Origin of the sequence: Methanosarcina sp. KYL-1 (assembly GCF_024372725.1) — an archaeon.
Lineage (GTDB): Archaea > Halobacteriota > Methanosarcinia > Methanosarcinales > Methanosarcinaceae > Methanosarcina.
The window spans coordinates 36340-48714 of sequence record NZ_VOUA01000001.1; the positions used below are offsets into that span (position 1 = coordinate 36340).

At 49.3% G+C, this 12375-nt stretch carries 14 protein-coding genes and 1 pseudogene; 5 read left to right on the forward strand and 10 right to left on the reverse strand.

Annotated elements, in window-relative coordinates:
• Nucleotides 1-37: 37 nt before the first annotated feature.
• Nucleotides 38-205: pseudogene (locus tag FTO70_RS17985) on the reverse strand (hypothetical protein); the annotation flags it as partial.
• 282 nt (nucleotides 206-487) lie between these two features.
• Between FTO70_RS17985 and FTO70_RS00170 the strand changes: the two are divergent.
• Both FTO70_RS00170 and FTO70_RS00175 read left to right on the forward strand, forming a co-directional pair.
• Entirely contained in the window at nucleotides 488-961 is a 474-nt protein-coding gene (locus FTO70_RS00170; RefSeq protein WP_255333669.1) for a methylated-DNA--[protein]-cysteine S-methyltransferase, read from the forward strand.
• Nucleotides 962-1052: 91 nt separating this feature from the next.
• Complete coding sequence (locus FTO70_RS00175; RefSeq protein WP_255333670.1) at nucleotides 1053-1808, forward strand: epoxyqueuosine reductase; 756 nt, start codon at nucleotides 1053-1055, stop codon at nucleotides 1806-1808.
• 102 nt (nucleotides 1809-1910) lie between these two features.
• Here FTO70_RS00175 and FTO70_RS00180 read toward each other — a convergent pair whose 3' ends face one another.
• On the reverse strand, nucleotides 1911-2435 hold the full coding sequence (locus tag FTO70_RS00180) for a DUF1616 domain-containing protein (RefSeq protein ID WP_255333671.1): 525 nt from the start codon (nucleotides 2433-2435) through the stop codon (nucleotides 1911-1913).
• 111 nt (nucleotides 2436-2546) lie between these two features.
• Here FTO70_RS00180 and FTO70_RS00185 point away from each other — a divergent pair, with 111 nt between their 5' ends.
• Together FTO70_RS00185 and FTO70_RS00190 are read left to right on the forward strand one after the other, a co-directional pair.
• Complete coding sequence (locus FTO70_RS00185) at nucleotides 2547-3335, forward strand: S-adenosyl-l-methionine hydroxide adenosyltransferase family protein (protein ID WP_255333672.1); 789 nt, start codon at nucleotides 2547-2549, stop codon at nucleotides 3333-3335.
• A gap of 78 nt (nucleotides 3336-3413) precedes the next feature.
• Complete coding sequence (locus FTO70_RS00190; RefSeq protein WP_255333673.1) at nucleotides 3414-4994, forward strand: HEAT repeat domain-containing protein; 1581 nt, start codon at nucleotides 3414-3416, stop codon at nucleotides 4992-4994.
• Between the two features lie 99 nt (nucleotides 4995-5093).
• On the opposite strand, the gene FTO70_RS00195 is transcribed toward FTO70_RS00190, so the two are convergent.
• Nucleotides 5094-5327 carry an SHOCT domain-containing protein gene (locus tag FTO70_RS00195; protein WP_255333674.1) on the reverse strand — a complete coding sequence of 78 codons (234 nt, stop codon included), beginning with the start codon at nucleotides 5325-5327 and terminating at the stop codon, nucleotides 5094-5096.
• Nucleotides 5328-5533: 206 nt separating this feature from the next.
• On the opposite strand from FTO70_RS00195, the gene FTO70_RS00200 reads away from it, so the two are divergent.
• A complete protein-coding gene (locus FTO70_RS00200) occupies nucleotides 5534-6712 on the forward strand; it encodes an ATP-binding protein (RefSeq protein ID WP_255333675.1) in 1179 nt (392 codons plus the stop codon).
• Between the two features lie 689 nt (nucleotides 6713-7401).
• Here the strand turns inward: FTO70_RS00200 and FTO70_RS00205 are convergent.
• The 7 genes from FTO70_RS00205 to FTO70_RS00235 all read right to left on the reverse strand — a co-directional run bounded on the left by FTO70_RS00205 (nucleotide 7402) and on the right by FTO70_RS00235 (nucleotide 12313).
• The gene (locus FTO70_RS00205; RefSeq protein ID WP_255333676.1) at nucleotides 7402-8394 is read right to left on the reverse strand and encodes a radical SAM protein; all 993 of its coding nucleotides are present in this window, start codon (nucleotides 8392-8394) and stop codon (nucleotides 7402-7404) included.
• A gap of 351 nt (nucleotides 8395-8745) precedes the next feature.
• Complete coding sequence (gene rpl12p, locus FTO70_RS00210; protein ID WP_255333677.1) at nucleotides 8746-9054, reverse strand: 50S ribosomal protein P1; 309 nt, start codon at nucleotides 9052-9054, stop codon at nucleotides 8746-8748.
• Between the two features lie 38 nt (nucleotides 9055-9092).
• Nucleotides 9093-10136, reverse strand: a complete 1044-nt coding sequence (locus tag FTO70_RS00215; protein WP_255333678.1) for a 50S ribosomal protein L10 — start codon at nucleotides 10134-10136, stop codon at nucleotides 9093-9095.
• The gene (locus FTO70_RS00220; RefSeq protein ID WP_255333679.1) at nucleotides 10137-10778 is read right to left on the reverse strand and encodes a 50S ribosomal protein L1; all 642 of its coding nucleotides are present in this window, start codon (nucleotides 10776-10778) and stop codon (nucleotides 10137-10139) included.
• Between the two features lie 258 nt (nucleotides 10779-11036).
• Complete coding sequence (locus tag FTO70_RS00225) at nucleotides 11037-11522, reverse strand: 50S ribosomal protein L11 (RefSeq protein WP_255333680.1); 486 nt, start codon at nucleotides 11520-11522, stop codon at nucleotides 11037-11039.
• Nucleotides 11523-11639: 117 nt separating this feature from the next.
• Nucleotides 11640-12101: a transcription elongation factor Spt5 gene (locus FTO70_RS00230; RefSeq protein ID WP_255333681.1), complete on the reverse strand. Its 462-nt coding sequence runs from the start codon at nucleotides 12099-12101 to the stop codon at nucleotides 11640-11642.
• Nucleotides 12098-12313 carry a protein translocase SEC61 complex subunit gamma gene (locus FTO70_RS00235; protein ID WP_255333682.1) on the reverse strand — a complete coding sequence of 72 codons (216 nt, stop codon included), beginning with the start codon at nucleotides 12311-12313 and terminating at the stop codon, nucleotides 12098-12100. The genes FTO70_RS00230 and FTO70_RS00235 overlap by 4 nt, the downstream gene beginning before the upstream one ends.
• Between the last annotated feature and the right edge of the window lie 62 nt (nucleotides 12314-12375).

Sequence of the window (12375 nt, forward strand, 5' to 3'; positions counted from 1 at the left end):
AGTTGATCGATTGGAAGCTGATCGATTGGAAGCTGATCGATTGGAAGTTGATCGATTGGAAGTTGATCGATTGGAAGTTGATCGATTGGAAGTTGATCGATTGGAAGTTGATCGATTGGAAGTTGATCGATTGGAAGTTGATCGATTGGAAGTTGATCGATTGGAAGACTAAAATGAATTGAAAACTTTGGGGCTCCGAGGACATTTAAGTGCCCTCCCCTCCAACTTCTTTTCTTTTTGCTTACTTTTGCCCCGCGAAAGGTATTTTTCTGCTTTTTGCAGTACCTTGCACTCTCACCGGTCGTGCCTGCACGACCGGCTTTTCCTGAATATGAACAAGAATAAGCATAGAAAATAGCTATAGTCCCTTGTTCAGTCCCTGGAGGTCAAGTTAGTTTCCCGTTGTTATCCCGGATGGGCTGGGCATTGAACAAACATTTCTACCATAAACGATAGAATTACCTGTAACCGGCAGGAGAAAACAGAAATGTACTATCACATCGTTGAATCCCCGATCGGCCCCATACTCCTTGCAGGAGACGAAGAGGGGCTGAAATACGTAAACATCCGGAAAGGCAAAAAGAAAGTCGAGGTTCCGGACAGCTGGGAGGAAAACAAAGAGTTTTTCAGGGATGTTTCAAGGCAGCTTGGAGCTTATTTTGCAGGGAAACTCGAATCTTTTAATGTAAAGCTGGCTTCCGAAGGCACGGAATTCCAGAAATCCGTCTGGAAGGCCCTGAGAGAAATTCCTTACGGGGAGACCCGGACTTACGGCCAGGTTGCAAAAAGCGTCGGAAACCCAAAGGCTTCCCGGGCTGTGGGGCTTGCAAATAACCGGAACCCTGTTGCGATAATCGTGCCCTGCCACAGGGTCATCGGGGCAAACGGGAAGCTAACAGGTTATGCAAGCGGACTGGACGTAAAAGAGTTTTTATTAAGGCTTGAAGGAAATAAACTGTAATCATAAAAGTAAAATTCCCCATGTTTTTTACGAGCTCTTCGCAATCTCTTCATTATCCCTTCAATATCGGAAATGTCCCGGAGAAGATAAGATGGACTTTAACACGGAACTCAAAAACAAGATTGAGCATCTCATAAAAACTGAAGCCTCGAATCCAGGCACGCAAACCCATTACAGGGAACCCCTGGTCGGCTTTGCCTCTGCAGAAGACCCGATCTTTGATGAAATGAAGAATATCATCGGTCCCCACCACCTGCACCCGAAAGAGATCTTTCCCGAGGCAAAAACCGTGGTGTCCTTTTTCCTGCCCTTTGAAGAAAAACTGGTGGAATTGAACCGGAAGTCTTCAGGTCCGCTGAAGGAATGGATTCAGGCCAAGAGTGAGACCGACCGCCTGATCGGGGAAATCAACGAAAAGCTCAGGGCCGAGCTTGCAAAAGAGGGGATAAGTTCCGCGGTTCCTGCGGGGGTTTTTGATCATGATAAATCCGGTTTCGACATTTCCTGGTCCCATAAGAGTGCCGCTTACGCTGCGGGCCTCGGCACTTTTGGCGTTCACCACATGCTGATCACGAAAGCCGGGTGTGCAGGCCGCTTCGGGACCCTTTTGATTTCTGCCGAAATCCCTCCGACTTCCCGGGCCTCCGAAGAGTTCTGTCGTCACAAGAAAGGGGGAATCTGCCTTGTCTGCGTGGACAGGTGCCCTTCAGGGGCACTCCGGGCTGGCGGGCTTGATAAGGAAAAATGCTACAGGCAGCTTAAGGAATATGAAAAGGCTTTTCCCGAACTTCATCAGATGGCCTGCGGGAAGTGCGCTACCGGGCCCTGTGCGCTCCGATCCCGCTGAAGCAGGGGAAATTTTCCATTTTTTGGATATCGATTTCGCGATTTAATTACTTCATCTTTTTTGAGAACGGCAGGGTCCGGTGCTGAATCTCAGTTCAGTTATTTATATTGCCGTTAATTGAATTGAAACGTTTTCCGAGAGATTCTGCGATACATTTATCCATATATTAAGGTCTCTATAAGGCAGGCAGATAATATCCCCTTCAAGTACTTCTTTCTCGCCCTCATTGTAGAGAGAAAATCCGAGCATCATATGCGTTCCCTCAAAGGGAGGGGTTATGGTAACTGCTTTTTCCCAGGTCTCGTTGTCCCCGAGACTTATATACTTCTGATCAGGGGGTAAAGGCAGAGACTTATCTTCGAGCTTAACTTCCATTGTATAATTGACATGCTTCTGCTCATGGTTCACGACTCCTACTATTACTGTCCCACTTTCCCCTAGCACATAATCTGTTGGATAGTTCTCAGCAGTTCCTTCAGGCCCGAGGATATAGAATTCGGTAAAAGGTTCCGTTAAAGACTCCGTCATCTGTTCGGCGTTCCTTTTTTCCTCGCACCCGGATGCAAGAAGAGCCAGGCTTATGAGAATCAGTATGAATAATATTTTTGTATGTTTCATTTTCTCCATGCTTCTTCTATTTTTTTCTCTATATTTCCAATGTTAACATGTACTTTCTAACATCTTAATATAATTTCCCCGACCTCCATATTATAAAATAGAAAAAAACCGAGTGATATTATGCCCTTAATTTCCCTTACCACTGATTTCGGAGACCTCTATCCCGCAGCCATGAAAGCTGTGATCCTGGGTATCAATCCCAGGGCTCAGATCGTTGACATTACTCACGGTATCTCCCAGGCCGGCATTCGGGAAGGGGCTTTTGCCCTCTACTCCCTTGTCCCTTATTTTCCGGAAAAGACCGTGCATGTGGCAGTTGTCGACCCCGGGGTCGGGACTTCCCGCCGTGCCCTTGCCGTAAAAGCCGGAGCTGCCGGAAACGAGCAGTTTTTCGTGGGCCCGGATAACGGGCTCCTGGTCCCTGCCGCCCGCCGCCTGGGGAATATGGAAGTTTACGAAATTACAAACAGGGACCTGATGCTCAAATCCGGGATTTCCGCCACATTCCACGGGAGGGACATCTTTGCGCCTGTGGGAGCCCACCTCTCAAAAGGCTTCCCGGTTGAAGATGTCGGGCCGGAGGTTTCGGATTTCGTGGACCTTGATTTCGGAACATACGGGATTGACGGGCCTTTTCTTTTTGGGGAAGTGGTCTTTTCCGACAGTTTCGGGAACGTGATTACGAACATCCCTGAAGAAGTGGTCCTGAAGTTCTTCAACTTCGGCTCCAAAGTGGAAGTAAACGGCAGGAATGTTCCCTTCGTACAGACCTACGGTCTGGCCGGGAAGGGAGAGCCGCTCATTCTCATAGGCAGCCACGGTTTCCTTGAAATTGCAATTAACGGGGGGAATGCTGCGCTGCAGTTCGGGCTTGAAAGCGGCGGACAGGTGGTGATAAAGGTTTTGTGAGTGAAGCTTTCTATGAATTGGGCTTCTCAAACAAAACAATTTTTATATAATATCTGAAATACAAGTTCCCAGTTAAAAATGAAATTTTCTGACATAAAAACGTACAAACTGGAAGTTTTTTTCTTTTTGATTTTAATTGTTTTAAGCTATGCTGCTCTTTCCGGAAATGATTCCGGGACAGGGGCAGGAACCGGGGCCGAAACCGGGGCCGGGACCACGAACAACTACTTCTGGGTACCCTCTGCGGTGATGCAGTCGATAGCTGCGGTATATGCCGTGTTTATTGCAATTTTTGCACTGTCCCTGCAGAAGAATCAGGACAGCATCCATTCGATTGCAAACAGGTTAAAGCCCCCCCTTAAGATCGTATCCTACACCGCAGCCGGGAGCATATACTTAAACGGGCTCGTGCTCATCATTTTCAGCGTATATTCCCCTCCGGAAACAAAGGCAAAGCTCCTGCTTTTCGCTTCCCTGCTCTCGTTAATAGCCTCATTGATCGCGATTGTTTACCTGTCCCTGGAGATGTTGAGCGACGTCTCCGGGTTGAAAACCTCGTCGGAAAAATTTGCCCACATCTCCTCCCTTCTCCGGGGCCTGAAAGAAGGAAACCTCCCGGAGGATGCGGAACTCAGTGCCGGGGATACGGAGCTGTGCATCCAGGCCCTTTACGATGAAAAACCCGAGGTCCGCCTGGCTGCAGCCGAACTGCTGGGCCGCATAGGGGACGAAAGGGCAGCAGATGCCCTGCTCTCCAGGCTGAAAGACAAAAATTCCCGGGTCCGGGAAGCCGCAGTTGAGGCCCTTGGCAGGATAGGGGACGAAGATACGGTAGGAGAACTCCTCGGGTGCCTGGAGGACAAAGACAGAGGGCTCAGGCTGCAGGCGGTCCGGGCCCTTTCCCGGCTCGGGGACGAAAGGGCAGTTGACCCCATTATCCGGAAGCTTGACGACAAATCTCCCGAAGTCCAGGCCGCTGCCGCCGAAGCTCTCGGAAACCTGGGCAGCCGGGATGCGGTAGATGCCCTTCTCAAAAAGCTGGAAGCTTTTCAGGCAGGCACACAGGCAGGCACACAGGCAGGCACACAGGCAGGCACACAGGCAGATACCCGGGCAGCCACACGGACGGCAGCCCCTTCCCCGGAACTCCTGAAGCAAACCCTTGCCGCTCTCGGGAAAATCGGAGACCCGAAAGCCCTTGATGCCCTCCTTTCCAGCCTTGACTCCCCCTACCCGGAAATCAGGACGCAGGCTGCCGAAGCCCTCGGGAACCTGGGGGACGGGAGGGCAGTATCTCCCCTGGTCAAGAAGCTCTCAGATCCCAGCCCCGAAGTAAGGAACGCTTCCGCATACGCCCTCGGAAACCTGGGGGACAAACGGGCGCTTGTCCCTCTCATGGGGATGCTTGAAGACCCCGACCCCGAACTCAGGATCACTGCCGTATACGCCCTTGGAAACCTAAAATCCCCGCAGGCGATAAGCCCGCTCGTCAAAATGCTGGACGACAGCAACCACTGGGTAAGAAAGTACGCCGCCGAAGCCCTGGAAAAAAGCGGGGATAAAAAAGCAATCGAAGTCCTGGTCAATAAACTGAATGACATGGACCCCGAGGTCAGGAGAGTTGCGGCCGGAGCCCTGGGAATAATAAAAAGCGATTAAGGTCTCGGATAAATATCGGATAAGACCTGTGAGTGTCTTCAGGGCAATAACTGCAAAGCTTCCCGGGCACTCATGAACCTTACTCTCAAGATATTCCCTTCAGGACAGGCGCTTTTTTATTTCTTCTAATTCTTCTTCAGTAATTTCGCCCTTCTCATACCTTGAATTTGCAAGCTCAAGTTCGGACTTTTCTTCTTCCGGGGGCTTGTCTTTCTGTAAACTCAACTTGACCACTGCAATGGTACACACAATTATGATAAGCCAGACCAGAACTAAGAGAAAATAATTTCCTCCTCCGATCCCGGAGCTTCCTATTGCACTTATCCTGCTCACTTCCTTTATTTTACTCTAAAATTGAAATATACTAAACTATCTTTCTTCAGGTATATTAGGTATCTTTTTTGACTCAGGAATTGCGGATACTGCACTTGTGCCCCGGCGGTGGCCAGCTAGCAGTTATTTTGCTGCAGGTTCTTTAGTTAAAATCAACTTCTAAATTAGTAGTTAAATTTAAATATAGTCAAATTTAACTACATTCTATGGCCGAAAAGGTGTTTGTGGTCGGAGGGGACGTTGAGCCTCCGTACTTTATCGGAAGGGAGCGGGAGATTCAAAAGTTGACACTGGACATCCTGGAACAGGCCCAGAACAATGTGATCATAGGCCCGCGAAGGATCGGGAAAACTTCCCTGCTCGGAAACCTCAAGGCTGCAGTGGAAAAAGAGGTACTTTTTGTCCCGGTCAACTGCCGGGAAATGACCGGCCTTGCCGATTTTTTCGGGGTAACGGCCCGGGCCCTGGTCGAAGCCTATGCAGAAAAACACAGGATCAGGGGCCTTGCCCTGAAGTTTTCCGGAATTTTCAGGGAAAAAATTACGGCAGCTTACGGGGCCCTTGCAGAAATAGGGGGCAGTATCGAGCATGTGGGAAAGGTCTACCTCAGGTTCCGGGACAATGAACTGAAAGTAGAGGAGCTGATAGCGGAAACTTTTGAGTTTATCGAAAGCTTCTCTCACGAAAAAAAAGAGCCCGTACTGGTAGCTTTTGACGAGTTCCAGGAACTCAGCAGGTTTAACGGCAGCATCTTCAATACGCTGAAAAGCCGGATGGACAGGCACCTGGAAGTCAGGTACATTTTCTCAGGTTCTTCCATATCCCTTTTGCATGAGGTTTTCTTAAAACCTGATTCCCCCCTCTACCTCATGGCCGCCAGGACCGAACTCAAACCGATACAGGAAGCCGATGTGAAAATATACATACGGAGCCGGCTCGCAACAAGGCAGATTGAAATCTCGGACCAGGCCCTTGAAAAAATCCACGAGCTAACCGGAGGCTTCCCCTTTTACTTCCAGAAACTCGGCTTCCTGCTCTACCAGGACGCTTCCCTCGAAGAAAAGACCCTGATCGGCTCCGAAGACGTGGAAAAGGCTTTCTCCGCAATGCTTGACGAATTCGACAGCGAATACGAAGCCCGCTACATGGACAAATTCAGCGAACAGCAAAAAAAGGTCCTTAAATACCTCTCAGCCGAAAAGCAAATGCGCCTTAGCCAGGTCGCCCGGGATATGGACGCGCCTGCCTCCTCCCTCACCACCTCCATGCGGGACCTCTACAGCACAATGACGGTCAACAAACCGGAAGAGGGCCTGTACGGGATTGCGGATAACGTGTTCCGGCTCTGGATAAAAAGGAATATACTGGGACAGGGCCAGGAATGAGTGAATTCTATTGAGAGTATCGAAAAATTGAAGTTTATATATATTAACATAGTATTAAGGAATCCAATCAAAAGTAAGGATCATGCAAACTTTTGAGATTTATTGCAAAATATCAAATGTGCCAAAATTTTTTATTAAGACTGGAAAAAGGCCGCTTGCAAGCAAGCGGACAAGACACGTTTGATACGGTATTACGTTTGCTCCGGTGTTTTCATAATGCGTATCTATCCACCTGTTTTTCGTCCGCTTGAGTGAGCGCAGCGAGCGAAACGGACACCGTGCTGCCGAAGCGGAACTCGGCTGCTGTGCCAGTGCCCCGGTGGTGACCAGACCGCAGTCCTGCGCCGGTGTCTGCCGGACAAAGAGAATTCGAGCCGCTGCCTCTGGTAGGACCGGATGCCAATAATGCTGAGGTTTCGAAGGCGGTAGCGGTTTCTACAAAGTTTTTATCCAGTTTTTGCTTCGTGTTTTTTCATGCGCTTCGTATTTTCATTCTGGATTCAGGAAAAGGCCATTTGCTTCGCAAATGGGACATAACACGTTTGATAAGGTATTACAGTTGCCTTGGTTTTTCATTCCCTCAGCTTATCCCCACACCGGTTTTTAGATATATTAAACGGTTTTTTCGTCCTCTTGAGCGAGCGTAGCGAGCGAAACGGACACCGTGCTCCCGAAGCGGGATTCGGGTGTTACATCCACTCATAACACATCAATACTTCCGGATTGAACCCCTGCATCAAACTGTTTTCCGTATACCCGAAAAAGAGGCACCCCTCACAGTTCCTCACGATCTCCTCCCGCCGGGCTTTCGAATCCTCCCACACTTTCTCAAACCCGTCCCTCATTACATTCCCGAGCGGCTCGTGCTGCACCCGGCAGGTTTCTGCCGTTCCGTCGTGGGTGACGTTGATGATTACGCTGCTCGCCCGGCATGTGTAGTCCATGTTCCCGTCCCTGACCATGCGGAGGTATGTTTTGGAGTTGATGATGGGGTAGCCCTGTTTTTTCAGTTCGATTATGCGGTCGACGGTGCGGCGGAACTTTTCTTTATCGCGGATTCCGATTTCGTTCCAGGTCTCTTTGTCGATTCCGGGGAACTCGTGGACCGGCTCAAAGGAGATTTTTGTGCCCAGGTCTTTTGCAAGCAAAATCAGGGGTTCGATGTCGTCCAGGTTTTTCCCGCTGAGCACGCAGTTCAGGAGGATGGGGTTTTTCTGGCGCTGGAGTTTTCTTACTTCAATGGCTTTTTTGATGCCTTTTAACAGGAAGTCGAAGTCCATTTTCCGGATTTCTCTATAGCTTTTTATCCCGTCAACGGAAACCGAAAGGAAGTCTACGTCCTCAAGCTCTTCGGCTTTTTCGTAGAGCAGCTTACCGTTTGTGACCATGGACGTTACCATCCCTAACTTTTTGGCATGGGCCATGATAAGGTGCAGGTCGTTTCGGAGAAGAGGTTCCGTGGTCCAGGCGTTGTAGACTCCTATACCGAAGGCTTTTGCATCTTCGAGCAGCCTGAAGATCTCTTCGCGGCCCGGCTCCTCGCCTGTCTCTTTCCAGTATTCGCAGAACTTGCAGCGCATATTGCAGCGGGCGTTTACGCCGTGGGAGATAACAAAGGGGCGTTTTTTTACTCTTATCTGCCAGAGGGCTTTTGCGGCGAAAAAGGGGTCAAACCGGGACATGGGGATCGCTTTTTGTTTTTAATAACAGAATTCTGTTCAAAAGGAATATGTTCTATTGATGAGCTTTTCTGTTATAGCTTTTTTGTAAATAGTAATTTGAGTTCCTCATGTTGAGTTTCTCAGGTGGAAGGTTTGAAAAGCCTTGGAGAAAGAATCGCATAAAATTGAGTGTGGACATGAACCGGATATTATAGAGAGTTGAAATTAACCGGATAAAATAGGGAGTTTAAATGAACCGGATAAAATAAAAACGAAAATTATTATTCCAACCCAATTATAAAAATTATTATAAAGTGGGCAAAGCCAAAAAAAAGAGATTGCCCGCCCTGAGGCGAGCTGTAGGTATTGAAATCACCCGAAGAGGGCGCCGAGGCCGGCCATCCCGTCTTCTTCGGAGGTGTCTTCTTCTTCTTCAACCTCTTCTTCAACAACGGCTTCTGCTGCTGCAGGGGCTGCTGCTGCGGGGGCTGCTGCGGGGGCTGCGAATGCTGCCTTTGCGATTGCTTCTTCGATGTCTACGCCTTCGAGGGCTGCGACAAGGGCCTTTACTCTGGCTTCGTTCACTTCGATACCGGCTGCCTGGAGAACGGCAGAGACTGCTTCTTCGGTAATGTCCTTACCTGCGTTGTGCAATAAGAGAGCTGCGTATATGTATTCCATCATTGATCACCTTTAATTTCAGTTATCGTAAAATTTGTTTATCCGAAAAGGGCTCCGAGTCCTGCCATTCCGTCTTCTTCGGAGGTGTCCTCTTCTTCCTCTTCTGGTTCTTCCTCTTTAGCTTCTTCCGCTTTAGCAGCGGGTGCGGCTGCTGCGGCTGCGGCTGCGCTTGCGGCGGCCCCGAGAACTTCTCTCAGGTCATCGTCTACGGCGTTTGCATCTTTGTCAGCGGCTTCGGATGCGACCGAGGTCATCTGGGCATGGGCTTTTGCCATAAGGGCGTCCATGACTCCTGGCTCAAGGACAACTGCATTGACACCCAGGTTCTTTGCCTCTGAGAAGGCCTTTGCCAGCAGGGTGGTGACGGTTGCGCTTGTCGGATATGCCGTGTTGACCGAGAGGTTGAAAGCGTTCTGGGCTGCTCTGATGATGTCAGAGAAGTACTGGCTTTCATCGATTGCAAGAAGTTCCGGCTCGTAAATTGTCCCGGCATCGTAGACTGACCTTAAGTCCATCCCGACGATGAGGGGATAAATTTCCAGCTTTGTAAGCATGGTTGCAAGCTTCTGCGGAACTGCCTCGCCTGCCTTACAGACTACTTTAGTTTCCTTTACGGCCACTTTCCCAGCTTCGATTGCTGCTGGAATCCCTGCGCTCTGCAGTTCTCCAAGGATAGGGCCCGGAGGGAAACTGGTTGGTCCCTTCTGGACAATAATGTCCACAGGTGCAATTGCACCTCCCCTGATCGGGGACGGGGTCTTAGTCTGTTCGAGAAGTTTGTAAAGCTTAAAGGGGCTTTCGTTTGTAAAGACCAGTGCGGTCTGCTTGTCAAGGTACTTGTTCATCCCGGGAATGCTTTCCCCGAGTTCGTCTAAAGCCCGCTCAATGAGGGTGTTTCTGGAGACTTTGAGCACCGCAACGTCTTTGAGGTCCCTGCGTATTTTCTGCATTTTGGTTGCAAGAATTCCTTCGATTCCTGCCATACCGAAAATACTGTGGGACTGGATGAGTTCCTTTATGTTTTCGATTTCATCCTTTTTCCACTGCGGGATGTGCTCGGTGTGATGCCTATCTTCTGCCATTTACATCACCCTCTCGGATTTTCCCATGGTTGTCGTTACATAGACCGACCTTACATTGTGCTTCCCCTTATCGAGGGCACGTTCCAGCCTGGCAACAACTGTTTCGATGTTCTCTGCCAGTATTTCGGGGTCCATGTTTCTTCTGCCGACAGCCACATGGAAGGTGAGTCTGTCTTTTGACCTGAGCTTGACCGCGCTTTGCTTGCTCTGGATCAGTTCGCCAATGTCCTTGTTTGCCAGGAGCGGAATCGGCATCTTTCCCCTTGGTCCTAATACGACACCGAGGTTCTTACCGATTATAGGCATGAACTGGGTTTCTGCGATGAAAATGTCGCACTCGTTTGCAAGAGTTCTGGCTTTGTTCTTGTCAGCTACCAGCTCTTCGAGCTCAACGTCAGAAATAACATACGCGGCACCGGCGGCTTTTGCCCTGAGGCCCACATCACCTTTTGCAAAAACGCCGATCTTCAGTTCTTTTCCGAGCCCGTGCGGAAGAATTACTTCTTCGTCGACTCTGTTCTTCGGTTGGTTCATGTCAAGGTTCTTTAAGTTAATCGCCAGGTCAACGCTTTCTGAGAATTTGCGTTCTGGGGATTCCTCAAGAACTTTTTTGACAGCTTCCAGTATTTGCTTTTCTACCATCTTGTTCCTCCCCGTAGTGTTGAACTCCTTTGTCCAAGCAGCCGTTCCGGCTTACTACGGCGGTCTAAAGTTGGCTCCCCGTAAATCCGGGTTCCTTTACTGTTATAAAGTAAATAACAGTAAGCCGTTCATAGCTCTCTTATATCCCTGGGCTATCCCAGCGTGCTATTTAAAGCTGTTGAGCTATAAGTGGTATCCCATTTAAAACTATTGGTGCGGATAGGACATCCCGGATAAAAAGGAAATAGCCGGGAAGGCTTACCACTCCTCGCCGGCAAGCACTTCATCGAACTTGCCTTCATCGAGGGCCTTCTGGCATTCCCTGGGTTTCATTCCCTCTACGGTCACGCCCATGGGGACACAGGTGCCTACTACCTCTTTCATTGTTGACTTAAGGTCGTAGGAAAGGACATCTTCCTTCTTCATCCGTGCGATCTTTACAACCTGCTGGATGCTGAGGTTGCCAACAACTTCGCCTCCGGGGTTGCCGGATCCTTTTCCGATTCCGGCTTCCTGCATGACCAGGGCAGAGGTAGGCGGCGTGCCCACTTCAATTTCGACGTTTTTCTTGTCGTCAACAATTATCTTTACAGGGACCTGCATCCCGTTGTAGTCCCTGGTTTTTGCATTTATCTTCTCGACTACTTCCTTTATATTGATCCCGAGGGGACCAAGTGCCGGCCCTAAAGGCGGTCCTGGATTAGCTTTCCCTCCCGGGACAAGTGCTTCAACAATACTTGTCATCTGAGTCTCACCGGTTTTAATAAGTATAAAGATTTGTTTGAATTATTGAGTACTGGTGATTAATTAATAAGCGGAATTTTTGTTGTGGTTCCGTTCGCCGAGCTTTTATTTTCGGCCTTAAACTTCATCTTCTTTTTTCAGTACCCTTACGGTATCCCCGCGGATTGTGATGGGGATCGGAACTACTGCATCGAAGAGCTCTACTGTAATCTCTTCGTGCCCTTCGTCAACCCGTTTAACCCGGGCTTTTTCTCCTTTGAAAGGTCCTGAAGTGACTTCTATTATGGCCCCTTCCTTGATTCCTGTCACTATCGGCTTGGGCTTCAGGAAGTGTTCGATTTCAGCAATCGTGGAACTCCCTTTCACAAGAGCTCTTGCATGAGGGATGGTCTGAATTGCCAGTTCCACAGTCCCGGATTTCGGAGCCTCTACAAGGACATATCCCTTCAACTCATCGGGAGCCAGAATCGCCCTTATGTCAAGCCTCTCTTTTTTCGAAACCCTGGCAAGGGCAGTCGCAACCGACCTTTCCTGGTTTGCCGTTGTCTTGATGACGAATATCAGGGATTCCTCACTCATTGGGCCACCCACTGGGGCAACATTGTCAGCAATACGTAGATAATGAAGCCGATTGCTCCCACCGCCAGGATGCCGGCACCTGCAACTTTGGCAATGGTCAAGAACTCTTCCCTGGACGGTTTTTTCGTAAGTTTCAGGACCCTCAGGTGTGACCGGATTGCCTGACCGACGCTTTCTACAGTTATTTTCGGTTCAAACGTTGATTCTGCCAATCAATTCACATCCAGGTTTTATTACTCTTTGTTAGCTGGAATTTCTTTATTAATTCGCTTCC

Excerpts from the sequence above, each read along its gene's own strand:
- FTO70_RS00205 (WP_255333676.1), bottom strand. The coding sequence starts at position 8,394 with ATGTCCCGGTTTGACCCCTTTTTCGCCGCAAAAGCCCTCTGGCAGATA.
- FTO70_RS00220 (WP_255333679.1), bottom strand. The coding sequence starts at position 10,778 with ATGGTAGAAAAGCAAATACTGGAAGCTGTCAAAAAAGTTCTTGAGGAA.
- FTO70_RS00230 (WP_255333681.1), bottom strand. The coding sequence starts at position 12,101 with ATGAGTGAGGAATCCCTGATATTCGTCATCAAGACAACGGCAAACCAG.
- FTO70_RS00185 (WP_255333672.1), top strand. The coding sequence starts at position 2,547 with ATGCCCTTAATTTCCCTTACCACTGATTTCGGAGACCTCTATCCCGCA.
- FTO70_RS00180 (WP_255333671.1), bottom strand. The coding sequence starts at position 2,435 with ATGGAGAAAATGAAACATACAAAAATATTATTCATACTGATTCTCATA.
- FTO70_RS00170 (WP_255333669.1), top strand. The coding sequence starts at position 488 with ATGTACTATCACATCGTTGAATCCCCGATCGGCCCCATACTCCTTGCA.
- FTO70_RS00215 (WP_255333678.1), bottom strand. The coding sequence starts at position 10,136 with ATGGCAGAAGATAGGCATCACACCGAGCACATCCCGCAGTGGAAAAAG.
- FTO70_RS00190 (WP_255333673.1), top strand. The coding sequence starts at position 3,414 with ATGAAATTTTCTGACATAAAAACGTACAAACTGGAAGTTTTTTTCTTT.
- FTO70_RS00225 (WP_255333680.1), bottom strand. The coding sequence starts at position 11,522 with ATGACAAGTATTGTTGAAGCACTTGTCCCGGGAGGGAAAGCTAATCCA.
- rpl12p (WP_255333677.1), bottom strand. The coding sequence starts at position 9,054 with ATGGAATACATATACGCAGCTCTCTTATTGCACAACGCAGGTAAGGAC.
- FTO70_RS00175 (WP_255333670.1), top strand. The coding sequence starts at position 1,053 with ATGGACTTTAACACGGAACTCAAAAACAAGATTGAGCATCTCATAAAA.
- FTO70_RS00200 (WP_255333675.1), top strand. The coding sequence starts at position 5,534 with ATGGCCGAAAAGGTGTTTGTGGTCGGAGGGGACGTTGAGCCTCCGTAC.